The sequence below is a fragment of the Synechococcus sp. PCC 6312 genome (assembly GCF_000316685.1).
Lineage (GTDB): Bacteria > Cyanobacteriota > Cyanobacteriia > Thermosynechococcales > Thermosynechococcaceae > Pseudocalidococcus.
The window spans coordinates 707,599-732,257 of sequence record NC_019680.1 but is presented as its reverse complement, the minus strand read 5'-3'; the positions used below and the strand labels follow the sequence as shown (position 1 = coordinate 732,257).

The 24,659-nt window shown below is 45.8% G+C and carries 23 protein-coding genes; 9 read left to right on the top strand and 14 right to left on the bottom strand.

Annotated features, from left to right (window positions below; genetic code table 11):
• Nucleotides 1–121: 121 nt before the first annotated feature.
• The 6 genes from SYN6312_RS03520 to gor form a co-directional block, all read right to left on the bottom strand.
• Entirely contained in the window at nt 122–598 is a 477-nt protein-coding gene (locus tag SYN6312_RS03520; protein ID WP_015123490.1) for a GNAT family N-acetyltransferase, read from the bottom strand.
• Nucleotides 599–601: 3 nt separating this feature from the next.
• Nucleotides 602–1,285, bottom strand: coding sequence for a DUF4335 domain-containing protein (locus SYN6312_RS03515; RefSeq protein WP_015123489.1), 684 nt, complete (start codon nt 1,283–1,285; stop codon nt 602–604).
• A gap of 10 nt (nt 1,286–1,295) precedes the next feature.
• Nucleotides 1,296–1,922 carry a DUF3038 domain-containing protein gene (locus SYN6312_RS03510; protein WP_015123488.1) on the bottom strand — a complete coding sequence of 209 codons (627 nt, stop codon included), beginning with the start codon at nt 1,920–1,922 and terminating at the stop codon, nt 1,296–1,298.
• Nucleotides 1,923–2,054: 132 nt separating this feature from the next.
• Nucleotides 2,055–3,248: a murein hydrolase activator EnvC gene (locus SYN6312_RS03505; RefSeq protein WP_015123487.1), complete on the bottom strand. Its 1,194-nt coding sequence runs from the start codon at nt 3,246–3,248 to the stop codon at nt 2,055–2,057.
• A gap of 163 nt (nt 3,249–3,411) precedes the next feature.
• Nucleotides 3,412–5,235, bottom strand: coding sequence for an ABC transporter ATP-binding protein (locus SYN6312_RS03500; RefSeq protein WP_015123486.1), 1,824 nt, complete (start codon nt 5,233–5,235; stop codon nt 3,412–3,414).
• A gap of 28 nt (nt 5,236–5,263) precedes the next feature.
• Nucleotides 5,264–6,625 (bottom strand): glutathione-disulfide reductase, encoded by a 1,362-nt coding sequence (gene gor, locus SYN6312_RS03495; RefSeq protein WP_015123485.1) that lies wholly within the window; start codon nt 6,623–6,625, stop codon nt 5,264–5,266.
• A gap of 563 nt (nt 6,626–7,188) precedes the next feature.
• On the opposite strand from gor, the gene SYN6312_RS03490 reads away from it, so the two are divergent.
• The 3 genes from SYN6312_RS03490 (at nt 7,189) to SYN6312_RS03480 (ending at nt 9,677) form a co-directional block, all read left to right on the top strand.
• Nucleotides 7,189–8,730 (top strand): RNA-directed DNA polymerase, encoded by a 1,542-nt coding sequence (locus SYN6312_RS03490; RefSeq protein WP_015123484.1) that lies wholly within the window; start codon nt 7,189–7,191, stop codon nt 8,728–8,730.
• Between the two features lie 254 nt (nt 8,731–8,984).
• Nucleotides 8,985–9,317 carry a DUF433 domain-containing protein gene (locus SYN6312_RS03485; RefSeq protein WP_015123483.1) on the top strand — a complete coding sequence of 111 codons (333 nt, stop codon included), beginning with the start codon at nt 8,985–8,987 and terminating at the stop codon, nt 9,315–9,317.
• A gap of 6 nt (nt 9,318–9,323) precedes the next feature.
• Nucleotides 9,324–9,677, top strand: coding sequence for a DUF5615 family PIN-like protein (locus tag SYN6312_RS03480; RefSeq protein WP_015123482.1), 354 nt, complete (start codon nt 9,324–9,326; stop codon nt 9,675–9,677).
• Between the two features lie 440 nt (nt 9,678–10,117).
• Here the strand turns inward: SYN6312_RS03480 and SYN6312_RS03470 are convergent, their stop codons facing one another.
• Nucleotides 10,118–11,677 (bottom strand): flavin-dependent dehydrogenase, encoded by a 1,560-nt coding sequence (locus SYN6312_RS03470; RefSeq protein ID WP_015123481.1) that lies wholly within the window; start codon nt 11,675–11,677, stop codon nt 10,118–10,120.
• A gap of 89 nt (nt 11,678–11,766) precedes the next feature.
• Here SYN6312_RS03470 and SYN6312_RS03465 point away from each other — a divergent pair, with 89 nt between their 5' ends.
• Together SYN6312_RS03465 and hemW are read left to right on the top strand one after the other, a co-directional pair.
• Nucleotides 11,767–12,144 (top strand): DUF2358 domain-containing protein, encoded by a 378-nt coding sequence (locus SYN6312_RS03465; RefSeq protein ID WP_015123480.1) that lies wholly within the window; start codon nt 11,767–11,769, stop codon nt 12,142–12,144.
• 252 nt (nt 12,145–12,396) lie between these two features.
• Nucleotides 12,397–13,587: a radical SAM family heme chaperone HemW gene (gene hemW / locus SYN6312_RS03460; protein WP_015123479.1), complete on the top strand. Its 1,191-nt coding sequence runs from the start codon at nt 12,397–12,399 to the stop codon at nt 13,585–13,587.
• A 23-nt stretch (nt 13,588–13,610) separates the two neighbouring features.
• On the opposite strand, the gene SYN6312_RS03455 is transcribed toward hemW, so the two are convergent.
• The 7 genes from SYN6312_RS03455 to SYN6312_RS03425 all read right to left on the bottom strand — a co-directional run bounded on the left by SYN6312_RS03455 (nt 13,611) and on the right by SYN6312_RS03425 (nt 20,070).
• On the bottom strand, nt 13,611–14,624 hold the full coding sequence (locus SYN6312_RS03455; RefSeq protein WP_015123478.1) for a sugar transferase: 1,014 nt from the start codon (nt 14,622–14,624) through the stop codon (nt 13,611–13,613).
• A gap of 4 nt (nt 14,625–14,628) precedes the next feature.
• On the bottom strand, nt 14,629–15,102 hold the full coding sequence (locus SYN6312_RS03450; protein WP_015123477.1) for a glycosyltransferase: 474 nt from the start codon (nt 15,100–15,102) through the stop codon (nt 14,629–14,631).
• The gene (gene pssD / locus SYN6312_RS03445; protein WP_015123476.1) at nt 15,099–15,566 is read right to left on the bottom strand and encodes a PssD/Cps14F family polysaccharide biosynthesis glycosyltransferase; all 468 of its coding nucleotides are present in this window, start codon (nt 15,564–15,566) and stop codon (nt 15,099–15,101) included. The genes SYN6312_RS03450 and pssD overlap by 4 nt, the downstream gene beginning before the upstream one ends.
• A gap of 266 nt (nt 15,567–15,832) precedes the next feature.
• Nucleotides 15,833–16,861: a glycosyltransferase family 2 protein gene (locus SYN6312_RS03440; protein WP_015123475.1), complete on the bottom strand. Its 1,029-nt coding sequence runs from the start codon at nt 16,859–16,861 to the stop codon at nt 15,833–15,835.
• 7 nt (nt 16,862–16,868) lie between these two features.
• Nucleotides 16,869–17,972, bottom strand: coding sequence for a glycoside hydrolase family 5 protein (locus SYN6312_RS03435; protein ID WP_015123474.1), 1,104 nt, complete (start codon nt 17,970–17,972; stop codon nt 16,869–16,871).
• Nucleotides 17,960–18,868 carry a glycosyltransferase family A protein gene (locus tag SYN6312_RS03430; RefSeq protein WP_015123473.1) on the bottom strand — a complete coding sequence of 303 codons (909 nt, stop codon included), beginning with the start codon at nt 18,866–18,868 and terminating at the stop codon, nt 17,960–17,962. The genes SYN6312_RS03435 and SYN6312_RS03430 overlap by 13 nt, the downstream gene beginning before the upstream one ends.
• A gap of 71 nt (nt 18,869–18,939) precedes the next feature.
• On the bottom strand, nt 18,940–20,070 hold the full coding sequence (locus SYN6312_RS03425) for a glycosyltransferase family A protein (protein ID WP_015123472.1): 1,131 nt from the start codon (nt 20,068–20,070) through the stop codon (nt 18,940–18,942).
• 90 nt (nt 20,071–20,160) lie between these two features.
• Between SYN6312_RS03425 and SYN6312_RS03420 the strand changes: the two genes are divergently transcribed.
• From SYN6312_RS03420 to SYN6312_RS03405, 4 genes are all read left to right on the top strand, one after another.
• Nucleotides 20,161–21,450 carry a hypothetical protein gene (locus SYN6312_RS03420; protein WP_015123471.1) on the top strand — a complete coding sequence of 430 codons (1,290 nt, stop codon included), beginning with the start codon at nt 20,161–20,163 and terminating at the stop codon, nt 21,448–21,450.
• Complete coding sequence (locus SYN6312_RS03415) at nt 21,447–22,715, top strand: lipopolysaccharide biosynthesis protein (protein ID WP_015123470.1); 1,269 nt, start codon at nt 21,447–21,449, stop codon at nt 22,713–22,715. The genes SYN6312_RS03420 and SYN6312_RS03415 overlap by 4 nt, the downstream gene beginning before the upstream one ends.
• Nucleotides 22,716–22,942: 227 nt before the next feature.
• Entirely contained in the window at nt 22,943–23,755 is an 813-nt protein-coding gene (locus tag SYN6312_RS03410) for a beta-1,6-N-acetylglucosaminyltransferase (RefSeq protein ID WP_253276411.1), read from the top strand.
• Between the two features lie 311 nt (nt 23,756–24,066).
• On the top strand, nt 24,067–24,456 hold the full coding sequence (locus SYN6312_RS03405) for a Rid family hydrolase (protein WP_015123468.1): 390 nt from the start codon (nt 24,067–24,069) through the stop codon (nt 24,454–24,456).
• Nucleotides 24,457–24,659: the final 203 nt, after the last annotated feature.

The following is a 24,659-nucleotide window of genomic DNA, read 5'->3' as shown; positions in this document are numbered from 1 at the left end:
TCTCCTGACTCACACTTGTCTACTCATTTAAGAGTAGGAGCATGGGTTTAAAGTAACACTCAGGAGCCAGCTTAAAGCATTAATCTGAGTTTTAGCTGAGAGAGAGCTACGGGCCTGATCGTCAATGGGATAATTTAGTGGATTGAATCAGAACCATTGTGGTTGTGGAATTGGTTTGAAAGCCAAAGCGTTCATAAAAGGCCTGGTGATGGGTCGTCATTAAATAAATCCGTTCGACCCTCTTTAATTCTGGCGTTTCCAAAAGGGTTTGTACCAGTTGTTTCCCTAATCCTTGCCCTCGATACTGCGGTAAGACCACGACATCCCAAACAGTGGCTCGATAAACCCGATCCGACAGAGCCCGAGCCATGCCAATCAATTTTGCCCCATTCCAGGCCGTTACCACAACATCACTGGCTAAAATCGCCTGGGTCAGTCCAGCCAAATCTCGCCCTTGGGCCCAAAACGTACCTTGCTCGAATAGGGCCTGGACTTGCTGGACTTCAGTTGGGCTAGGAATCGTTCCTTGGGAAAAGCCCAGGCAAATTTTCAGGGGATGGGAGAACGCCGGAGATGGGGAAAATTTACTCAAGAGCATCAATTAGGGACTAGGGGGAGCGGTGGGAGCAGGAGAGGTTGCCGGTTTGATTGGGGATTCTTGGCGGGGAGTGGGAACAGGGACAAAAAAGAAGATCGTGGCAGCCATGGCTAAACTAATGGCTCCCAGGCCAATGGGGGTGGCTTGTGCGGCTAGGGTGATGGTGGGGGCCACATCCCGGCGGGGAAGAGAGGCAAGTTCTAACTGCAAGCTGGGCAAGGTCAATTCGTCCTGACAGAGTTGATCCAACGCTTCTACCAAATCAAACATTTGCACCGTGGACAGTTTGAGCTCTAGAAAGTCCTGAGTCTCCGGGGCTGGGGTATCCGGAGTAGTGGTATCGGTGATGGTGGGAACCAGGAGTTGCTTGGGGATCAAAATTAAGAATGAGTCGGCATCGGGGGTTTGGGCCTGGACATGGATTTTGGTGACTTGATTTTGATCCGGCAACTGAAACCAATGTTTTAAGGGCTTAACCCCACTCAGCCAAGTCTGAATCACGGGATTGATCGCGGCGAGCAAGGCTTCTAAAAATTCCCGACCGCCTCTGAGGGGTTCCGACTCCCCGATAATTTGAATTTGACAAGAGGTCACCAAATCCAGCAGAACACTATTCCCGGCCTGGCTACTCATCCCCTCCAGGGTAATGACACAATTGGGCAAACTATAGTGGCGTTGATTGAGCATAATCGAGTTCCTAGGCCTCAATTTCCCCGTCAAACAAACTAAACCATAACCGCTCCAGGCCAGCCGTTCCCGTACAAAACAACAACTGGGGCAAGAGTTTGATGGCTAATTCATCCAACTTGGCGGTATCCCGATAGATCAACAAACTGGAGCGATTTAAGTTCATCCGTTTGCGAAAGTTCCGGCGAAACCGATCTAAATATTCAGCCAAGGGAGCATAGTCCGTATAACCTAGGTTTTGTTGTTTAATTTGGGGAATCACAAAGACAAGGTGACGCAGATTTGCAGTTTGGCGGCGGGCTAAATCACAAACAATCATAGCCAGAACCTTACCTTCATCCAAGGGCATGGGCAGCCGTTGGGCTAAGTTCCGAAATGGATTGGTCGAGCGCAACAACCAAAACACAACCCGGTTGGGAATCATGACGGTTAGGTTTAAGTCTTTAACAATTTGCAGCATTGTTTCTGCCGCCGTTAAATCCAACGACTCAAGGGCCATTAGCATTAAGTCCAACTGCCAACGGGCCCGGCGCGGACAGGTTTCCAGGCCGGGGGGATTAGGTAATTTTGCCAGTAGGGGTACGGGACTGGATTCCAGGGGTGGGGGCAAAGCCGTAGTGGGGTTCTGTGTCTCCATCAATTCATTTCAAGCCTAAAAAACCCTAAATACGCCAGATCAGTGCGGCCATCGGTAAAAACCACCCCAGCCTTAATGATGTTACACCACAGACCATAGCCTTAGACATGGAGTTTAGGATCACTGTCCGGTTCAGAGGTAATAACTTGGATCCTGGGGTTCACCATTAATTCGCACTTCAAAGTGTAAATGGGGGCCTGTGGACAAACCCGTGGAACCCACCAAGGCCACCACCTGTCCCCGCTGCACCACATCCCCTTCTGCAACCACTAGGCGACTCGCATGGGCATAGAGAGTCGTTGCGCCATTGCCATGATCCACAATCACCGCGTTTCCATAACCTCCATACCAGCCGGCATAAATCACCCGTCCCCGTTCTGCTGCTTGAATGGGTGTTCCGGTGGGCGCGCCAAAGTCCAGGCCATTGTGAAAGCGTTGGGTGCCTAAAATTGGATGAATCCGCCAGCCAAAGGTGCTTGTAATCGGGGCCCGAATTGGATAACTTAATCGCCCAGTGCCAGTAATCGGGCCAGGTTGGGGGGTCACGTAGCCGAGGCGTTGTTGGATCAGCAGGGTCAGGGTTTGAGCATCTTGATCGAGTTGGGCTTCAGCGTTTTCGAGGATTTGTCGATCTTGGCTGAGTTTATTCACCATCTGATCTTGGCTCTTGGCCTGGGTGGTGAGGGTGGTTTTTTGGACTTCCAATTGACGTTTTAGGTAGGCAATCTGCTGTTGTTTGGTGGTAATCAGTTGTTGTTGCCGTTGAATTTGCTCTTGCTCGGCCTTGAGGGTAATCAGTTGGCGTTGGTCGGCCTGGTAGAGCTGCTTTAAGCGCTGCCTCCGGGTCAGAAATTGATTCAAGCTGCCACTGTCGAGGAGAAAAGCCCAGGTATTTTGGCTGCGTTGTTGTTGTAAAAAGCGCAGGCGCACGGCTGTCATGTCAAATTGGGCTTGGTACTTAGCAGCTGTCTGTTTTTGCTGGGTTTCCAAATCCTGGAGTTGGGCAACGGCTGTGGCAATGTTGGCTTCGGCTGTGGCGATTTGGTCATCGGTTAACTGGATGCTGGTTTGCAGGGCCTGGAGGCGTTGGCGGGCGGCGGTTTCAATCCGTTCTAGTTCTTCCTTTTTTTGACTCACGCCGACTTGGTACTGTTTGATGGTTTCTCGCCATTGCTGCAGTTGCGGGGTGGACGGGGGGGCTTTGGTGCCTGTGGCCCATCCGGCGGAGCCAACCCAACCCAAAATTATAGATAAACCCAGACCTAAGCCCAGGCCCCAGGCCAGCCAATGGCCCTTAATTCGTTTGCTCTCCACCCAATTCAGCACCGGTTATTCAACTCACTTGGCCCATCTGCCTTGACGATCCCACCATCCCCAACATTACAGGCCCCGTGCAAGTTTTGGGGCCGCCCTTCAGTTTTACCGAATTACAGGGACGATTCATGCAGTTCAGGGCCGGACTGGGGCTTAATGTTGCCAGCACTACGCCTTAGAGAAGATGGAGGGTATCGGGACGACCGGCCTGGATGCGATAGAGGTGGGCATAAATTCCATCCCTGATCAATAATTCATCATGGGAGCCGACCTCCTGAATCCTGCCTTGATCCAAGACAATAATTTGATCCGCATCGCGGACAGTACTTAAGCGGTGGGCAATAATCAACATCGTCCGTGTTCCGGCAATCCGGTGTAAGGCCCGTTGAATTTCTTGTTCCGATTCATAGTCCAAACTCGAGGTGGCCTCATCAAAGACTAAAACATCGGGATCCGCTAACAAGGCGCGGGCAATGCCTAACCGTTGCCGTTGGCCCCCAGACAGTCTCACCCCCCGTTCCCCGACCATCGTGCCGTAGCCATGGGGTAGGTGATCAATAAAGGCATCCACTTGGGCGATCTCGCAAGCCGCCGCAACGGCCTCGGGACTGGCATTGGGGTTGGCATAGGTGAGGTTTTCTAAAATCGTGCCATTAAAGACATCGACTTCTTGATGGACAATGCCTAGCCGTTGCCGATAGGCCCTGACTTCTAAGTCACGAATGTCTTGGCCATCGATTAAAATCCGCCCCGATTGAGGTTCAAAGTAGCGAAACAGGAGTTTAATCAGGGTTGATTTGCCCGAACCCGACCGGCCCACCAAAGCCACCGTACTACAGGCGGGAATGATCAAATCAATCGCGTTGAGGACGGGACGCTGCGGGTCATAGCCAAAACTAACGGCAGCAAAATGGACTTTGCCGGTGAATTTCAGAGGGGTGATGAAATTCGGGGCCTGGGGATCACTGGCATCGGCACCACTGGGTAACTCCATCAATTCATGGAACCGCAACATGGAGGCATACCGCCGGGCAAACACTTCCATCAAGTTACTCATTGGGCTGAGTTCGGCATAGGCCATACTGGCCAGGGTATAAATCGTGATGAAATGCCCCAGGGAAATCCGGCCGCCGATGGTATTGACCAGGGAAAAGCCCAACACCGTAAATAAACAAAACTGAATTACCGAGGACTGCCAGGTAATGAGCCAAACATAGCCCCGATGGATGCGTTCAATGACGAGGGTTTGTTCTCGGTCTAAGCGTCTGGCCTGGCGCTGGAGTTCACGATTTTCGGTGGCAAAGGCTTTAACGGTTTTGATGTTGGTAATAATTTCTGAAGTGCGACTTTCGGTGTTTTCGGTGTAGGCATCTAAAACGGCCTCTCGCCCCATCAGATAGTGGAGGGTGCGGACTGTGAAAGCTAACACAAAGACAAAAGAAAGAAAAATTCCCAGAGCTACCGGCCATTCCAACCAGGCCAGGCCGAGGACAATCCCCAAGACCCGAACGAATTTGGGAATTAACTGCCCCGCCACTTCTGGATAGGTCCAGGTGTGATTAGAGAGGCCCTTCGCTACCCTGGCAGCAATTCGGCCGGGATTATGTTCGTCATAAAACTCCAGGGGCAAACTGAGAATTTTCACCAGGGCCTGGTAGGAGGCATCGCGGCGGACTCGTAACGAAATCCACCAGTGATACCACACCCCTAACCAAGGCTGAATCGGGGCGCGGGCAATGGTGGCGATAAAAATCATCCCGACTAAGACCCCCAAGGCCAGAGATTGATTCACCGGCCAACCTGTGATCCCGGAGATGGTCTGGATCAGGGCCTGGATCGGCAGGTCAAGGGGTTGCTGGGAAAGGACATTCAGGATTTGCCCAATGGCATAGGGAATCAGGAGATCTAGCAACTCAAAGCCACTGGTCGCGGCAATGCTAAAAATCGCCACCCACTTGTAGCCGCGGTAATAGCTGAGGAGGTCGCGAAAATTAGCCATAGAACGCTTGATTGAGAGTGAGAAAACCTTAACGGAGGGTGACAAATTCCTCAGCGGTGGAGGGGTGAATCCCAATGGTGGCATCGAAGTCTTTTTTCGTCGCGCCCATTTTGACCGCAATCGCCATCCCTTGGATAATCTCGGCGGCGTGATCGCCAACCATGTGTACCCCCAGGATTTTCTCGGTGGCAGCTTCTAAAATTAACTTGACCATTACTTTTTCTGCTTTACCCGTAAAGCTGTGATACATTGCCCGGAATTTAGCTCGATAAGTTTTAATGTTGTCTGCACCGTAACGATCTTCGGCCTGGGCCTGGGAGAGTCCGACACTGGCGGCTTCCGGTTGGGAAAAAACAGCCGAGGCAATGTTTTCATGGCTAATAGTCCGCGGTTGCTGGCCAAATTCTGTATCGGCAAAGGCTCGGCCTTCCGCAATGGCGACTGGGGTTAAATTGACTCGATCCGTGCAATCTCCCACGGCGAAAATATGGGGCTGGCTGGTGCGACTCCATTCATCGACCGCAATGGCCGGAAACCGACCGCTGGTATTCAAGTTCACCCCGGCTTGCTCCAGGCCGAGGCCCTGCAAATTCGGCGCGCGACCAATGGCACAAAGCACCGCATCCACCGTGAATTTTTGGATTTCCCCGGCCTGGGTATAAACGACCTTGATCCCTTTTTTCGTTTTTTTCAGTTCCAGGAGTTCAATGTCGGGAATCACCTTGATCCCATGGTTGAGCATGCCCTCATACACCCCGTCCTGAATATCCCGATCAAAGCCCCGTAACGGCCGCTCGCCCCGAATTAAATGAGTTACCTGTGTCCCCAGGCCCTGCATGATGCCGCTGAACTCGACACTGATATACCCCGCCCCCAGCACTGCCAAGGTTTTTGGTTGTTTGGGCAGCAAGAACATCTCCCGTGAGGTAATACTCAACTCCAGGCCTGGTAAATCTGGTTTAATTGCTTCCCCACCCACGGCAATCAGGATTTTCGCAGCCCGAATTTGCCTATCTCCGACTTGCACTGTATGAGGGTCGATGAACGTTGCCTGTTGGGAAATCAGTTCAACATTAGCTTTGGCGAGTAAGTCCGTGTGGAGTTGACTAAGACGGTGAACTTCCTTTTGGACATTGGAGATTAGGGTTGGCCAGTTAAACTTCGACTTAACCGCTTTCCAGCCATAGCCCACGGCATCCTCATAGAGATGGGAAAACTTGGAGCCATAGACTAAGAGTTTTTTCGGGACACATCCCCGGACAACACAGGTTCCCCCCACATCTTCCCCTTCCGCAATGGCCACTCTTGCTCCATAGGACGCGGCCCGTTTTGAGGCAGCTAACCCACCCGAACCCGCCCCAATCACAAACAGGTCATAGTCAAAGTCCACAGGTTTACCTCGCTTTGTCGGATGTGAACGTTCTGTATTCTTTGACCCATTCTAACCAAGCACATTCACCACGGGCAGTCACTTTTTTCCTGGGCCTGGATACAACTAAGTCCAGACTCGCGCCATAAACATTGGACTTCCCTCTGCCACAAAAATATTGCTTGTTTTCCACAGCACCACTGGCCTGGAGCAAGAGTTTATTGGCTTTTAATGGTGAAAAGTTTATTTCCTGCAATGTAAATAATCCGTATAGATGACTATCTCGCAAATACTAAATAATTACTAAGATTGGGGTATTTTTAGGCAAAATATATGATAAACAGGCTATATGGTGAGTTATCTGGCGTTTTGCTGTAGAAGCACTAGTTCCACAGACGGCGATTCAAGATATTTCGTTAGGATAATCGAGAGATGTTCTAAATGACAGCGAAAGAGCTTGGAGGAATCGGGCCGTCTGTATAAAAAATGTGTTGTAGCCGACTGCAACTAGTATGTTTTGTGTGTGTCCAAGTTATTTGGCAGTGACTAAACTTACTGCCGTTATGTGCAAGAGTAGTCCCTGAATGACTTTGCAAAAAAACTCCCTTGAGTGGGCTATTGAATTTTTAGAAAAACACTCTGACGGAGACTTGTTTCCGAAGATACTGGAGTTGGTAGCAATTTATGAAAAACGGGATGACTTCATTGCCTTAGTTGAGGGGAAGCAATTATCTGAATTTGAACCTAAACCTTGTAGGCGATTCATAGTTCCAAAAGATGAAATATCATATAGACAAGCCACTCAACTTTATCCACAAGACTCAATTCTCTTGTCGGCTCTTGTACATCAATTTGGTCAAGGCATTGAGGATAGAAGGCTAGATTCGTCACAGGTTTTTAGCTATAGGTTCTCTCCATCAATTGACGAAGGATTATATAAAGCTAAAACAGCTTGGAATGAATTTTGGAGCAGTGCCTATAATAAAAGCCAGAATTCATCGACGATTCTTTACTGTGATATAGCCGATTTTTACAATCAGATTTATCATCACTCAGTTGAAAATCAATTAATCGAATCAGGTTTTCCTAATCAGGCAGTGAAATGGATAGTTTCGCTACTTGAGTCAACCACTGCTGGAGTTTCCCGAGGTGTTCCTATTGGACCACATGCAATTCATTTAATTGCTGAGGCAACCCTGATCCCAATTGACAACAGCATGAAGACGAACGGGCTAAATTTCTTAAGATACGCTGACGACATCATAGTTTTCTGTGATTCTGATAAGGAATCTAAATCGGCATTGTCACTAATTGCATCTGTTCTAGACAAACAGCAGCGATTAATGCTTCAGAGACATAAAACGAGATTCTATAAACCAGAAGATTTTAAGGTACTATGCGCAAATATGATTGAAGATCGTCCAATCAATAAGAATGAAGAAAGACTGTTAGGAATAATCCAAAGATATACTGGGGGAAATCCTTACGCAAGCATATCTTACAATTCCATAAACCTAGAGGATTGGAAGCAGTTTTCGGAAAGTGTAGTTAGTAATATAATCAAGGAGTATCTTTCTAAAGACGAAGTTGATTATATTCGGCTTCGTTGGTTCTATCGTAGACTGTCACAGGTTGGACATCCAGGAGCATTAGATGTATCGATTAAAAATCTGGAGAGGTTAGGTCCATGTCTAGCAAATATATGCACGTATATTGCTTCAATTCAATCGATTGATCCCGAAGAGTGGAAAAAGGTGGGAGGCAAGCTTATAGCATTGCTGAATACAGAAGAAATTGAAAGTAATGAGTTTTTCCGACTTTCAATACTAAGCCTATTTACAAAAAACAAACATATCAATCACTTTACTTCTCTAGCATCAAGATTCCAATGTAGTGATCCATTTGCACGAAGAGAGATATTGCTGGCGGCTAGTCAAAACGAAGCGGTTGATTGGCTCCGAGAGTACAAGGAAGCATCCATTAGTATGGATCCATGGCAAAAAATGGCATTTCTCTACTGTGCCGCTAGATTCCCGACTGATGAAAAAAAATATTTTATAAATAATCGTTTCAAACCTGAGGGGCCTTATGATGTAACACTGGCAAAGTGGAGCAAAAGCACATAACAAGCGCTTGCACACAGAACGGTAGCAAACTCCATTGCCGTCCGGTGAAGCACATGACGTTATGCTGCCTCAAGGCATTGATGGAGACACAAGCAGAAATCTTTTGTAGAATGCGATTCTCCATTCTGAGCAGACGCAATAGACAAGGAGGAGCATGAGGATTGCAAGAACTAGCAAGCAACCTCCATAACCATTGAAGGCTCTGCTCCGAATGGTTGTTTACTACCATAGGGTTTAGAAACCTGGAAATATCTATGGCTCTAGCAATTGCCCTTGAACCTGCGCCTATAGAGACTGATGCTTATGGTGTTGTGCGAGTGTCTAGAACTCGTGTAACCCTAGATACTGTCGTGACGGCTTTTTTAGAGGGATGTACACCAGAGGAAATAGGAGAGCAGTATCCATCGCTTCAACTACCAGATATATATCTTGTTATTGGTTACTACCTCAGACATCGGGATGAGGTTCATACCTATCTTTCAGAACGCCAGCGTCAGGCGAATATAATTCAGCAAGAGGCTGAACAGCGGTTTAATCCTATTGGAATACGTGATCGCTTACTTGCTAGGCGAAATCAATCCAGGTGATCTGCAATGGCTCGATTCCTGGCTGATGAAAATTTTAACAACCAAATTGTGCGGGGTGTTCTTCGTCAAAGTCCAGATGTTGATATTGTGCGTGTTCAAGGTGTTGGTTTGTCCGGAATAGATGACCCAACCGTTTTAGAATGGGCAGCCCAAGAAGAACGAATTGTCTTGACCCATGATGTTGCTACCATGACAACTTTTGCATATGAGCGCATTCAATCTGGATTACGTATGCCTGGATTATTTGAGGTGAGCCGTCGTGTTCCAGTAGGGTTAGCAATTGAGGAAATTATCTTGATTGCCGAGTGTAGTCTTGAGGGAGAATGGGAGGGTCAGGTAAGGTTTCTTCCTCTTCGCTAAAACCAGCAGTGAGATCGCTACCTAACAACTGCGCTGCTCCAGAACGTACACGCTGGTCGGTTGATTTACAAAGGTTATCCGCGTCCGGTGAGCTATGCTGGCATATTGCTTAAAGAGATCGATGCAGACACAAGCATAAATCTTTTCTGGGATGCAATTTTCCATTCTGGGCAGACGCAATACGAAAATAAGTGGAGAGATACAATTTCGACTAGGGTCTTTTTTTCGTCAGAGCTTGGGTTAATGCAGCAACAAGAAGCCCTTGTGGTTCTAGCAAATCATTAGAACGCGCTGAAAGGTTTTGGTGTCAAATCCCTGATGCTTTTGGGTTCTGTAGCTAGAGATGAGGCACAACCAGATAGTGATATCGAACGTGAACATTGGCGCTGCACCGTCACCAACAGCATTAAGTATCCAGGGATTTATGTTGCCGATATCAGCTATTGGGAATAATCCTTACCAGAGCCATACTTCCAACTATTAAGCTTGCAGGTTAGAGCGTACTGATGTTCGGGTAAAAGATTGGCTAAAAAGGGTTTTAGATTGTGGCCAAGACGATCACCCAAATCATAGCTACCCAACAGGATAAAGTGTTGCAGCCAACTTAGCAGGCTAGGTAAACCAACTTGAATGGCAATTTTGGAAACTAGAATTGGATCTACTAGCACCATGCCCCATAGGGTCTGAGTTAGGGCGGGGAACTGCACCACATCTTGCAAAAATGGCTTAAGAATGGGGTCACCTAAATTATTCATAACAGCAAAGGTCACTGCTAAAAGTTCATTTACCGCTTCAGGATTATAGATACGTCCAATTTTGATCCGCATTGCTTCTTGGAACAGCCAAGTTACAGAAAGGTTAGGTTGGTAGGGCTGCAACAAGCTTAAATCCGAGCGACTCAATAAATTCCATCGCAACGCCATGTCAATTCCTGCCACTAATCGGGGGAGATGTCTCACCAAAGCCCCAAATCCACCAAAACTTAAGGGCGACTGACTCCCACTACTATCACCCACCTGTAAAATTCGATCCCACGCTGTCTGCAAAGGTGAACGCTGATAGGAAGGAAAAAATCCATACAAAGCTCGTTGAAGCTTGATTTCTTGAAGATCTGTATTTTGATACTGCGGCAAATAACTAAAATATTCACGGAAAAGTTGCTTAAAACTGAGGCGATCGGGATGCAAATCCGCGTAGGTGAACATATAAGTCGTTCGACCATCCTTGGCCGGGAAAGCCTCCCAGAAATATTGACAGGCGTTTTTAATTGGTGTGAAAGAATAGAACAAATCCCCATATTCTTGTTGGGGCAATCCTTGAGCACAGCTACCCACCACTAAACAAATACCATCGGGGCGATTACCTTGCCTTGCTTGGGCAGCGATTGGTGAAAAATGTCCCATCATGTCCAGTAATAGTCGCGCTTGAATCCTCTGACAAGTTGGCTGGAGATTACTTCTGATATGAATCTCAACCCCATTGGGATGCACAATTGCCTGCTGAAGTTCTGTTTGCTCTAAAGTATAACCACCCGCATTTAGGAATTTTTGCTTGAGTAAATCCAACAAAATAAGTGGACTTACCCCTAAATTCAACACATCCCGCACCCAAATATCTTTGCCACCCTTAAAGCCAATGCGACTCGGATTGTATTCCGTGGCGATGGTTGACTCTAATTCACAAGCAGTCAATAACTCTAATTCCAGTAAAACCTCTAATTCTTTCCGAGAAATATTCCATTCCTGTACTCTTCCCTGTAAAACTCCTTTCTCAACTACGATCACTCGCCAACCGAGTTTTTGCAGAGCATAGGCAAGAATAATTCCTAGAGTTCCGCCTGCGATTGCTACATCATAATTAATATCAACTAACTGACTAGAATTTTCTGTTATTAATTGAGGAAATGACGGAGGGGATAAGCGATAGTTAGTCCAAAACTGATCAAACTGCTCTAGCTTATCCAAGGTTTGAGGGGGTAGTTTTAAAAGGCTATCTGTCATGACTTATGGTGAAGGGAATCTGTGATAGCATTTTAACAAATTGCTACAGATGCGATCGCCTAAGCATATAGACTAAATAGAGTAAAGTTATGAATCTGATCGAAGTTGTAAAGCAAGACTACAGTAGATTTCCCCAGGCCCAGTCCTATGAGATTTATGCCTCTGATGTTTTTTTTAAAGACCCAGTTTACGAGTTTCGAGGCATAGATAAATATCAAAAGATGATTGGGTTTATTACCTACTGGTTTTCTAATCTCAAATTGGAACTCCATGACATTCACCAAAAAGATGCAATTATTCATACTCAATGGACAATGAGTTGGAATGCCCCTTTACCTTGGCAGCCCCGGATTTCTGTTACAGGCCGCAGTGAACTAGAGGTAAATGCTGAGGGCTTGATCATTTCTCACATCGACTATTGGCAATGTTCACGGTTAGATGTGGTGAAACAGCACTTTAAATTTTAGGTTCCAAAGATACAGTTAACATCCAATGAATTTAGCTTTAACAAAAATCATCTTATTGGCAATTTTAGTAACAATTAATTAAAAGCTTGAGCCAAAATCCTTAAAAAAGAGACTGATTCCCCAAAGGATTATAAATAACGATTAAATTCTCCAAATAAACTCTCAAACATCTATGGCAAATGGTGATGATCAATTACTCTCACAAATCAAGACAGACCGCCATATCCGAATTAGTTTATTTAGAGATTACTGATGGAGAGTAAAGGTCAGTCCTTGGTTAGGCCCCGTGCTGCTTATATCCATATTCCCTTTTGTCGGCGGCGGTGTTTTTATTGTGATTTTCCCATTTCAGTGATTGGTGAGAAAGCCTACGGCGATACAGCCCAGGCCATTCATCAGTATGTGGCGGCACTCATCCGGGAAATTGAACTCACCCCAGGCCTGGGTTTACCCTTAAACACAATATTTTTTGGTGGTGGCACTCCCTCATTATTGTCTCCAGGCCAAGTTACTCAAATCCTGACTCAATTAGACAAAAAAATGGGGATTGATCCTGCTTCTGAAATTTCCTTAGAAGTGGATCCGGGCACGTTTACAAAGTCACAAATTCAAGGCTATCGAGAGTGTGGCGTAACGCGTTTGAGTTTGGGGGTGCAAGCGTTTCAAGATGACTTACTCAAAGCCTGTGGGCGGTTTCATCGAGTTAAAGATATTCAACAAGCCGTTGGGATCATTCAAGAGATTGGCTTTGAAAATTGGAGCTTAGATCTAATTTCTGGCTTACCAGGCCAAACTCTGAGGGATTGGGAAAACTCATTAACAGCGGTTATTAAACTCCAACCGACACACGTTTCAGCCTATGACTTAGTATTGGAACCCACCACAGTTTTTGGTAAAAAATTTCACCCAGGCCAAACCCCCCTCCCGGATGATGACACCACTGCCGAAATGTACCTGTTAGCGGATCAAATCCTCACCAGTGCCGGATATGACCATTATGAAATTTCTAACTATGCCAGGCCGGGGTTTCGCTGTCAGCATAATCAAGTCTATTGGCGCAATGAATCCTATTATGGCTTTGGCCTGGGAGCAACCAGTTATGTCGATCATCGCCGTTTGAGTCGCCCTAAAACCAGAGCTACTTATTATGAATGGTTAGCAAATTTACCGAATAACTTAACGGCAATTGAACCCACGTCTCAATTAGATCGATGGTTAGAAACCTTGATGTTGGGATTACGCTTAAGAGATGGAGTTGATTTGCGTCAACTAGAAAAAGAGTTTCCTAGGGCCTGGGTTAAACAACTAATCAATTTGACTGAAATCGAGCCGAAATTAAAAATAAAAACTAATAGAATACACTTAACTGTTCCTGATGGGTTTCTTTTTTCCAATCAAGTCTTGGGAAAAATCTGGGAAATTTTCGATGAGAGTGAGATGTAGCTGATTAAAATACGAATGAAATATTAAACAGCACCTGAATCTTTATTAAAAACCACAAATATTGTTTTTAAAATCAGCTTTATATCATAAATCAGACTCCATTTTTCCTGATAATCCAAGTCAAGTTGAATTACATCATCCAGACTACGGATTTTGGAACGACCATTGACCTGCCACTCCCCACTCAGGCCTGGTTTTACGTCCAGACGTTTCCACTTTAAGATGTCATAGAATTTGATCTCATCGAGGGTTGGGGGACGAGTACCAATTAAACTCATATCCCCACAAAGCACATTCCAAAACTGGGGCATCTCATCCAAGCTATATTTACGCAAAAAGCTGCCAACGCGGGTCACTCGCGGATCATGATCGTTCTTAAACCAGGCCCCTTTAGCTTGATTGACGATCATATCTTTCAAGTCCTCAGCATTAACAATCATGGAGCGAAACTTCCAGATGCGAAATCGTTTGCCCAACAACCCACACCGAATTTGACTGAATAAAATTGGGCCTGGGCTATCGAGTTTAATGGCAATTGCAATTGGAATAAATAGAACTGCCATGATCAGCAAACCAACGATGGCCCCTAAAATATCAATGACTCGCTTTCCCCAAGAATTAACAGAGGGGTGAGGTTGGATACTCTGAGTATTGTTCACACTACTAATATCTGAGTACCATTCGCATTGCAAGCCAATGTTTTCTAAAAGTGACCGCAGGCCAGGATTTGCATTCCAGCCAGTGATGACAAAGTTAAGGCTACTGGCCAGTTTCTGAATTTCCAGCAGCACCGCAAGCCCTTTCCCAGAAATCGCCTCTGTATGGCTAAAGTCTAGGGTCAGATTAGTCATGGTCGTCTCTAGTAAAAATTCTTGCGATAAAAATGGGTGACAGAGCTTAGAAAAATCAATCGCCGCCGCCCCGACTAAATGGCGTGGAACCTTCATCCAGGCCCCCGAACCGAGGTGAACAATATCTGACTCTGGAGAGACAAGCATTTTATCAAGGAGTTCCAAGTCTTGAACAAGTTGTGCCATTATTCTATCCAAACCGTTGAGTTAACATCTGACTAATAGATTCCGAAGGTAGATTAACCAGGCCAGGCATCTGAGGATCAGCCAAAAATCGGACTAAATCCGCCAGTTCCCAGGCCACGGCAATGCCTTGTTTTTCTAGCATCTTGGCCCATTCTTCCTGATGGTTATCCACATGCTCCTGATACGCGTGGTGGCGGGGAACCAAAATATAGGGATTTCCAGAAGCCGCTAGGGCATACACACTCCCCTCACCACAATGGGAAATAATCACCCGCGCTTGTTTGATGTAGGTCTTAAAAGAATCTTCCGGAAAAACAGCCGCAGCCTGAACCCCCTTAGGCACAACCTGGCAACTGCCGTACTGCACCAGAATCTCCTCAACGGCAGGATCAAGAAATTTCTGCTTAATGAGAGCGTTAATCCAAGACATTAAGCGATCAAAGGGAAATTGCTCAGTTCCGACTGTGACTAGAATCATGTGACCTCTTGGGCCTGAGAACGAGATGTAATCGCTTCTGCCTTGGGGTATTTAGCAGCCAATTCTGGCCAGCAAACATACAGAGCATCCAACAGTGGATAGGCTAGCCGGGCTGACAAACTCAAGTCATCCACTCGCGTGATCGATTCCACAAACGCAGTTTTAATCCCCAGGAAATGCCCCAAAACAATAAACGGAACCGCAACCCCAGCCCCCGTTGACAGAATCAGATCAGGCTTTTCTGACCGCACCACCTTCCAGGCCAGGCGTAAATTCCGAATTAAGTTGGGCAAATGGCGATTGGTTGGCGACCAGGCCCAGAAGACCTTCTCATCCTTGAGCAAGATTTGGGAACTGGATGTTTCAAAGGTCACCCAGACTCGTTCATGAGAAGCCCAAAAATGCTCCAATTCCCTCATCACCTTGAAGTGACCACCTGCGGAGCAAACTAATAAAATTTTCATCCTTAATCACCAGGGGCAAAATTTGAAGCCAGAGAAAAATAAGTGGCTCGACTGTAAATAAAACTGAATGAATTCTAATGATCTTTGGCGTTTCTAAATTAAGATATGCTCTGATTAAGCTGTTGACTTATCTTTTTTCGTATAAGCCTTAGTTTGTATGGATTGAGATAGGTCGGACTAAATTGGACTTTTCTCATTTTATCGCAGGATTATCTAGTTGCTAGTCTTTATTGTCCAATGAATCATTGTTCTTCACAACAGTAGAATTACGGATGTCTTTGGGTTTCTGGTGCAGCCCTTTTTTTGGGGGTGGTTCCAGTCATCATCACCGCCTGATTTTCTAACCACAGGTAAATGAATGCTGGTAACGCCTTGACAAAATAGGATGCAGCGAGGGTCAATAATGTCCGCTTCGGTTCTTGCCAGAGGATCCGCGCATCGCTTTGGAGGGCCCGCTTGACTAAGTCCACCGCTGTTTCCCCTGCCCGCATTCTCACCGCCCATCGGGCCAAATATCGCAGTTGATAGGCACGGGCCAGACTTTCCCATTCAGCAATGAAATCCGGGGCATAGTTACGAGTTTTAGTCATCACCCGTTCCCAGGCCGCCAGTTGGTTCTCGATGTTGGCCGATAGCCCGCCGATGTTAACTCGATAGAGGGTGAGCACTTCCCCCAGTCCGACAATTTGCCAAGTCGTCGTCAAGGCAATCCGTAACCAGCATTCAATATCTTCCGACTGTCGAAAGGTTTCATCAAAATAACAGGTGGCAATTTCGCCGTTGATGGTTGCCGGAAAGCCAATTTCATTAAAAACTTGTCGCCGAATTACGGGGGTTGAGCCATTGCTGATCGGGTTGCGACAAATGACTTGGGGGGGATCAATATTGGTTAATTGTGGGGTTTGATAGATGCCTAAGGGCTGACCGTCTTGATCAATGAACGCCGAATAACTGAAGCTGATCCCGACATTTTGGTTTGCATCGAGATGGGCCACATGGCGGGCTAATTTCTCTGGTAACCAGAGGTCATCCCCATCCAGAAAGGCGAGATAGTCCCCTTGGGCCTGACGAATACCGGTATTTCTGGCCCCAGCTAACCCCCGATTGGCCTGGCTAATGATTTTAATTCTTGGATCAGTAAAGCTACGGCAAATTTCGATACTCCGATCCGGGCCGCCGTCATCCACAATCAGGAGTTCAAAGTCGGTAAAGGTTTGTCCAAGGATAGAGCCAATTGTGTCGGCAATATAGGCTTCGACTTGATACACCGGAACAATAACTGAAACTTTGGGCATGGCTGGTTTAACTTCCCTGAGTGAGTTGCAAAATCCGTAATAAGTCTGGGTCCGCCTGATGCTTTTCGCGATCCACTAAGCCAAAGCCGCCCCGATAATCCCAGAGGGCATAGCCCATTTGATTTTGCTTGAGTAGTGTGATGACATCTTGATACCAGCGATAGCGATCTGCGGGTAGTACAGAGCGTTTATAAACCCCCAATTCCCCACAATAGATTGGGACTTGATAACGGGCCTGGAACTGTTTCACGGGGTGTAAATCTTGCTCTAATCTGGAGAGATTGTATTGATCATGTTTGTACCAACCCAGCCATTTTTGGGCTTCTGGGTCAGGGGTGGCGGCTTTGACTTGGGCGAAACGTTGGGCATCAAAGGGATAGGGTAAGCCTCGAATATGTTTTAGACCCTCAATCCAGTCTGCTCCTTGGCTAGTAAAGGCCATGGGATTGTAAAAATGGAAGCTGTAAATGGCTTTTTTATCCGCTATAGGATGAATCTTGAGCAAATCTTCCGGGCCACCCCAGTTTGGGCCAGCAATAATAATTGAATGCTCTTGATCCTGTTGACGAATCACCCGCACTAATTTTTCGACAATCCGTTGCCAGGCCTGGGGATCTTTGACTTGAGGTTCATTCAGGAGTTCATAGACGAGAAAATTGGTCTGGGATTGATAGCGGTGAGCAATTTCTGACCAAAGATGGGAAAGTCCATCCAATACTGGCACATCTGAAGTTAGGGGTAGAGCCGCATTGGGATGAAGATCAAGCACCAGGCCAAGGTGAGACTGCTGGGCCCAGGCCAGGGCTTGATCGAGAATCTTAAAATGTTCAGATTTAATCTTGTAGGGCGGTTGTAAATCCTGCAAAAACTCTGGATCAACGGGGAGACGGACATGATCAAACCCCATCTGGGCAATCCACTGAAAATCCGTTTGATTAATCCAAGATTCAAGATGCTTCTGACCATACCCGACTGGAGATTGGGACAGCCAATGACTGAGATTGATCCCCTGCTGCAACGGAGTTTGACGAGCCGTAACACTGGCCAAACTGAAGCCCAGGCTCAAAACCAAACCGAGGAAAATAATGATAACTCGCCTTAAAATAACCATTTTTTTCCATAAAGTGCAATTAAGGTCAACAGGGTTTGCTTGGGTTCTTGTTGCCAGAGCCGTTGATCGGTCTTGATTGCCCGTCCAATAAAATCTAGGCCCACTGTTGGGGGTAAACCGAGCCGTAAGGATCGCCGCGCTAAATAACGCAGATGAGTTGCCCGAGCTAGAGAACCATCGGCCTGGATCAACTCTGGGGCATAAACGCTGGCTTTTTCCAGAAAAATTTCCCAATCGACTTCCATTTGGTACAGATCACTGGATAGTCCGTCAGAGGCAGTCCGGTAGCTGATCAAAACCTGATCAATGCCTTCAATCTGCCATTTTTGGGAGCAACTGACCCGTAATAACCACTCCAGGTCTTCGGCATAACTCATATCTAGGGCAAAGCCACCCATCTCAGCCAAGGTATCACGTCGGACTAAGAGGTTAGAACTGGTTGTTGTCGGATTGCCCAGCAAAAAATCTCGGGGTCGCAAGTTAATTAGAGGCGAGTTGGATACTTGTCCCAGAGATTGCCCCTCTTTGGTTACAAAATTAACCCGCCCAAAACTCACACCCAGGCCGGGATTGCTTTGGAGGTGCTTGACTTGCAGAGCTAGTTTATCGGGATACCAAAGATCATCCGCATCGAGAAAGGCAATAAACTCTCCTGTTGACTGGGCAATACCATGATTACGGCTCGCCGAAACGCCCTGATTGGCCTGGTAAAAGTAGTGAATGCGCTGATCCCGCTCCACCCAGGCCTGGGCAATTTCTCTTGTATTATCAGTAGAACCATCATCAATGATCCAGACCTCAAAATCCGTCAAGCTTTGCTGAATAACAGATGTGAGGGTTTGCTCTAGGTAATGAGCCGCATTGAACGCTGGGATAATGACCGAAACTAAAGGCATAGGGAACCCTAAAACCGCTTTGAAGAAGACGAGGAGTTTTTAATCCCTGAAGTAATAGCACCAAAAAAACGTTAGTTGATGGATTCGATAGTGACCGGCTTGGCTAGATTCAAGGTTGTTAATCGCTGTTCATAAACTTCAAAATACAGGGGCGAATATTTCTCTGCACTTGCGGTTAATTCAGCTAGGGTTAACGATTCGGCCTGAGACCGTGACTTACGTCTAACCTCTTTGAGATAAGAAATGACCATCCTGAAAGGTAAAATCAGAGAGAGAAAATTGATTAAGATATCTTTATAAAACTGCGATCGCTTCAGCACCACAGGCGGATCTAAAAGCATAGCCTGCCAATAAAAGGACAACGAGCCGAGGTAATCTCCACATTCTTTTCTCCGGAAGCCAAGCCAGTAGTATATTCCGGCCTGGGACCAGCGAAAAATAACTCCAGGAAATTCTGGATGACGCTGGCGAGTTGATTGCAAAAGAATATTTAAGGATCTCTCCATTGTGCCGACATTATAGGACATACTTCCAGACACTTGGCGATACCCAACCATAAATTCCGGCACAACCTCAAACTGATAATATTCAGCCAAACGTAGGCAAATATCATAATCCTCAGCTCCTTGGGCTGCTTGAGCGCGTAACTCCTCGTTATAGAGGCCAACTTTTTCCAGACAACTCCGCCGAATCAGGGGAACACTAGCATTACCCAAGAAAAACTGACAAATTAAGGCGGGTAAAACATAGCCCCTCTGATTACCGATGAAATAGCCGCCCGTAAACTGCCCCTGTTCATCAATCATGGCCGACCAGCAATAGACTACACCCACAGCCGCACTGCTCTCCAGCATTTTCCTAACTTGTTTGGCCAGCTTTTCGGGATACCAAATATCGTCCGCATCAATGGGGGCAATGAACTCACCCTTGGCCTGGAGAATTCCGGCATTCCGGGCCGCCGCAACCCCCGCATTTTCTTGCTGAATTAGAATGATCCGGCTGTCCTGTTGGGCTAATTGCTCAATAATATTGACGGTGTTATCGTTAGAGCCATCATCCACCACCAGCACTTCCAGATTTTGATACGTTTGTCCCAACACCGACTCCAGGGTTTCTCGGATGAAGCGAGCCGCATTGTAGGCCGGGATAATCACGGATACTAGAGGGAGAGTATCATGGCTGGGCGATGAGGTCAGTTCCATACAATTGCCACTACTACGCTGAATCAATACCCGAATGTTTGAATTAAGTTTATATTCTCTAAGTCACTTTATTCTAGGTCGGTTACTCTCATGCGTCCCTGTAATTTTGAAGAGAACGTGGTTTGGTACACCATTCTTGGTACCTATCTCTTCTACTTTATGGGCATTCTCTATTTTGTTCCTACCCTAGTGACTTGGGGCTTGACGCTGTATTTATGCAAAAAGCTGTGGCAGCAATCCGATTCTACGCCAGCCGATCAGCGGATTAGGATTCCCTGGATTATCTGGGCCTGGTTAGCGGCAATGTTTGTGATGCTGGTTAGCCTCGTCATGGCTCATGTTGATTTTGATCTAGGAACAGCAACTCTGCTTAAATCTATCTTGGGCTGGGCTAGGGGTTGGGCCTTGTGGGCCTTGTTGCCTCTGGTGGGATGTTTATCCATTCGCCCCCAACTCATCTATCGAGCCATTTGTATGCTTGGTTTGCAGTCCCTGGTGATCTTTCCTGTTTTTGTGGTTGGTTTTTTACTCCGCTTGCCGGATCCACTTTATACCGTACCCTGGAACGTATTTGGCGGCCCTATCGGAGCGTTTCAAATTAGCTTTTACACCATTGATCCTGAAAATCGGCTGATTCGGATTGGACTTTTTGCTCCTTGGGCCGCCGCAATTGGCTATGTGAGCAGTGTCTTTTTTCCCCTCAGTCTGGCAGAAACAAACCGATGGTGGCGATCTATTGGCATAGCGGCGGCAGTTCTCATGGCCGTTATTTCTGGTTCTCGTTTAGCGGTGTTGGCTCTACCGGCGACTTGGTTGTTAACCCAAGTTCTCTCACGACTTTCACGGCCATCTGTTCTAATCGGGTTGTCTGGTGTCAGTCTTGGGGCTGGCCTGACTGCTCCTCAACTTATTGATTTAGTCCAGAACTTTATCGCCCAATTTAGAAGTTTTCGCTCGTCCTCTAGTGATCTCAGAGCCACCTTAGATAATATTGCGTTGCAACGCTGGCCTGAGGCACTGTGGACGGGGCATGGAATTGTTGAGCGCGGGCCAAAATTGGTGCAATTTATGCCGATTGGCTCCCATAATACTTGGGTAGGTTTGCTATTTGTGAAAGGACTGGTCGGCTTTCTCGCTCTTTGTTTAGCAATGGCAACGACCTTTGGCCTATTAATTTTCAAAGCACAAACCATACCCTTAGCCCGAGTTGCTCTGCATCTTTTTTTAGCACTGTTCCTCAATACCTTTGGTGACAGTATCGAAGTCACGGTTTATCTGGTCTGGCCTGGGTTGTTGCTTCTGGGTCTTGCCTATAATGCATCGGTGGATCAACCTCGAAAACCCCAGTTAGTGACCGCCCTGGAAGTAGCCCCATCTTGACTAAGTTACTTTTGAAGCTGAAACAAAAACTTTCTAGTCAATTTATTCGTAATATTGGCTGGTTGGGCGCGGCTCAAGTATTAATTCGAGTTTTCCGGCTTGGGACAACGATCACAACTGCCAGACTTTTAAGCCCAGAAGATTTTGGACTGGTCGCTATCGTCCTCTCTCTTGATCAATTTATTGTTGCCTTTAGCCAGTTTGGGATTAGTGAAAAGTTAGCCCAGGTGGAAGAAGAATTATTAGAAGACTATTGTCATACGGTCTTTTGGCTAGGATGGTTGATCAATATTAGTCTTTGCCTCATACAATGCTTACTAGCTTTTCCCCTGGCCCACTTCTATGGTGATCCTCGCTTAGTTTTGCCAATTTTTATTCTGTCAATTACTTATTTGATTCGGGCCAACTCGATTGTCCAAGGGGGCTTAGTTTTACGAGAAAATAGATTACAAGTGTTTGCAATTAGTGATGCGGTTGGGAATATAGCAACTAACTTAATGACTATAGTTCTGGCCCTTTTAGGAGCGGGTTACTGGTCACTTCTGATCCCACAGGTCTTGCTAGCCCCTCTCTGGGTCATCATCATTAACAAAAGTCGGCCATGGCAACTGAAGCAGGGCTTTAGTATTCCATATGTTAAGGAAGTATTTAATTTTGGATATAATATTTTTGGCTTACAAGTCCTTTCGACATTGAGAGGCAATATAGATAATCTCCTCATTGGTAGATTTCTCGGCATTGAGGCTTTGGGAATGTACTATTTTGCCTTCAATTCTGGCCTGGGGATTAGCCTCAGTCTATTGGGCATCTTTAATACGGCTTTATACCCTCACCTCTGTGCGGCCCAAGGTCAGATCACTGAGTTAAAGGCACGGTATTTTGAGGGGTTAAAAACCATTGCCTTGGTCGCTTTCCCGTTGATTTTATTGCAATCTAGCCTTGCACATTTTTATATCCCAATTATTTTTGGGCAGAAGTGGATTCCTGCTATCCCAATTGTGGTTCTTATTTGCTTGTCAGCCTTACCCAGGCCCTTTGCAGATGCAGCTTCCCGGTTACTTTGGGCTGTGGGAAAACCTAATATTGATCTCGGTTGGAGTGTTGTTTTTTCAATCATCCTGACGATCAGTATTGTGCTGGGCTTACCGGCCGGGATTATCGGAGTCGCCACCTCAGTCTTGCTGGCTTGCGTCATATTTTTACCCCTGTTTACCCTCTGGGCTAGCCACTATGTTTTTAAGTCCTCTCGAGTCTCTCAAGCCTGATATCGCAATTTCACCTGTTTTTAGAACTCTTTGAGGTGATCAATCTAGTAATGTCAATTTTATTCACGTCAGAAGTCAATTAGGATTGTTATATGCCAGTGGTCTGTTATTTACTACAAACTCATAATAATCCTGATCAAATTCATCGACTGGTAAATGCCATTATCTCCACTAGCTCCAGGCCATTCGTCTTAATTTGCCATGATCCCCGTTTTTGCGAGTTGGATGTGAATCGGTTTAAACAACTTGGACAAGTAGAGGTGATTTTGGCTGAGGGGGGCCGGGGAGATTTCAAAATTGTGCGGAGTTATTTAGACGCAATTGGCTGGTTGTTACAAAATAAAATTGACTTTGATTGGTTAATTAACTTATCAGGCCAAGATTATCCAACTCAATCTCTTTTTGATTTAGAGAAACGCATAGAATCTAGTCCCCATGATGGCTACATGGAGTATTTTCCAGTTGATAAGACTCAGCCATGGATCAGATTTACTGGAGAGGATCGCTACTTTTACCAGTATTTGAGATTAATCCCAAACCTTAATCCTCTAATTCGAGGAATAATAAGCCCTTTCAAAACCCTTATTAATGCGAGCCAACCTTTAATTCGTCTGAATCTTTCCTACGGGTTAATGTTGGGACTAAAGGCTCAATCTACGCCCTTTAATGACACCTTTAGTTGCTATGGAGGTTCTTTTTTTAAAACGCTCTCTCGGGCCTGTATTGAATATCTCTACAGTCATTCTCTTGATCATCCTGAGTTGGTTAGTTATTACGAACGGACAGTCATTCCTGATGAATCGTATATTCAAACTGTTTTAGTGAATAGTCATTTATTTAAATTTTGTAATAATAACCATCTCTATGTTGATTTTTCAGGTTCGCTTCGTCATGGTCGTCCACGCATTCTCACCAGTGAGGACTACTCTAATCTGCTAAGTGATAATATTTTCTTTGCACGTAAGTTTGACCCTGCTGTGGATACAAAAATTCTGGATCAATTGGATCAACGTATTTTCAAAAATTACTCCTTAGAATAGATAGACATAGAAAAATTAGCAGTTTTATGTGAAATATAAACACTAAATTCAGCATACTTAAAGATGCAAAAAGTAAATGTAAATATGAAGAACTTCTGGGTGTCTGGTTATAAGACAAAATCTTTTCAACGCGGATGTGGAAACTCCTTGATTCTTTCTTAAACGTGCAATTTCTTTTTAGACTTTTCTTATAACATCGTTTCTCTGATTTTACTAGAGCAGATAAATATTCTAGATATTCTGTTCTAAGCTAGGACTAGTATAGATTTACACCAGCCATTGACAACAAGATTATATTTTGGAGATATTTCATGAAAGAAGTCATTTCAGTGAATCATATCCTGCCCTATGAACCCTATGGCTTTACCAACTGTGTCCGTTACGGCGATACGCTTTACCTCTCCGGCATTAGTGGGCTAAATGCAGATGGTTCCCTAGCAGGCCAGGATATTGAGTCTCAAACTCGGAAGACCTATGAAAATATTGAGATCATTCTCCAAGCAGCCGGTTCGGGCCTGGAGCACATTCTGCAAATGACTAGCTTTATAGTGAATTTGGCCGACAATGGCTCAATTTATGTCGCAACTAGGAAGAAAATCCTAGCATCACCAGCCTATACCAGTGCCACCATTGGCGTTGCTGCTCTCATGATTCCCGGACTTCTTTTGGAAGTTCAATGTATTGCCGGAATCACTCCGTAGGTTATTGAGAGTTTAGTATGTTCCTCCAGATAAATCGCTGAGGTGGTGGTTGATGTCACTGTAGAGCTTGCTTGTTTGGAGATGACACGATCTAGAATTATTCTTCAATAAATTAATTTGAAATACGTTTACGCATTTTTTTTGAAAATACCTTAAGAGGCTTTTGGTAATTATTGTAAGTAATTTATAATGTAACTAGGCCA

Bases quoted from the DNA above. Each gene is read 5' to 3' on its own strand.
- SYN6312_RS03520 (WP_015123490.1), bottom strand. From the start codon at position 598: ATGCTCTTGAGTAAATTTTCCCCATCTCCGGCGTTCTCCCATCCCCTG.
- SYN6312_RS03515 (WP_015123489.1), bottom strand. From the start codon at position 1,285: ATGCTCAATCAACGCCACTATAGTTTGCCCAATTGTGTCATTACCCTG.
- SYN6312_RS03510 (WP_015123488.1), bottom strand. From the start codon at position 1,922: ATGGAGACACAGAACCCCACTACGGCTTTGCCCCCACCCCTGGAATCC.
- SYN6312_RS03500 (WP_015123486.1), bottom strand. From the start codon at position 5,235: ATGGCTAATTTTCGCGACCTCCTCAGCTATTACCGCGGCTACAAGTGG.
- SYN6312_RS03490 (WP_015123484.1), top strand. From the start codon at position 7,189: ATGACTTTGCAAAAAAACTCCCTTGAGTGGGCTATTGAATTTTTAGAA.
- SYN6312_RS03485 (WP_015123483.1), top strand. From the start codon at position 8,985: ATGGCTCTAGCAATTGCCCTTGAACCTGCGCCTATAGAGACTGATGCT.
- SYN6312_RS03480 (WP_015123482.1), top strand. From the start codon at position 9,324: ATGGCTCGATTCCTGGCTGATGAAAATTTTAACAACCAAATTGTGCGG.
- SYN6312_RS03470 (WP_015123481.1), bottom strand. From the start codon at position 11,677: ATGACAGATAGCCTTTTAAAACTACCCCCTCAAACCTTGGATAAGCTA.
- SYN6312_RS03465 (WP_015123480.1), top strand. From the start codon at position 11,767: ATGAATCTGATCGAAGTTGTAAAGCAAGACTACAGTAGATTTCCCCAG.
- hemW (WP_015123479.1), top strand. From the start codon at position 12,397: ATGGAGAGTAAAGGTCAGTCCTTGGTTAGGCCCCGTGCTGCTTATATC.
- SYN6312_RS03455 (WP_015123478.1), bottom strand. From the start codon at position 14,624: ATGGCACAACTTGTTCAAGACTTGGAACTCCTTGATAAAATGCTTGTC.
- SYN6312_RS03450 (WP_015123477.1), bottom strand. From the start codon at position 15,102: ATGATTCTAGTCACAGTCGGAACTGAGCAATTTCCCTTTGATCGCTTA.
- pssD (WP_015123476.1), bottom strand. From the start codon at position 15,566: ATGAAAATTTTATTAGTTTGCTCCGCAGGTGGTCACTTCAAGGTGATG.
- SYN6312_RS03440 (WP_015123475.1), bottom strand. From the start codon at position 16,861: ATGCCCAAAGTTTCAGTTATTGTTCCGGTGTATCAAGTCGAAGCCTAT.
- SYN6312_RS03435 (WP_015123474.1), bottom strand. From the start codon at position 17,972: ATGGTTATTTTAAGGCGAGTTATCATTATTTTCCTCGGTTTGGTTTTG.
- SYN6312_RS03430 (WP_015123473.1), bottom strand. From the start codon at position 18,868: ATGCCTTTAGTTTCGGTCATTATCCCAGCGTTCAATGCGGCTCATTAC.
- SYN6312_RS03425 (WP_015123472.1), bottom strand. From the start codon at position 20,070: ATGGAACTGACCTCATCGCCCAGCCATGATACTCTCCCTCTAGTATCC.
- SYN6312_RS03420 (WP_015123471.1), top strand. From the start codon at position 20,161: ATGCGTCCCTGTAATTTTGAAGAGAACGTGGTTTGGTACACCATTCTT.
- SYN6312_RS03405 (WP_015123468.1), top strand. From the start codon at position 24,067: ATGAAAGAAGTCATTTCAGTGAATCATATCCTGCCCTATGAACCCTAT.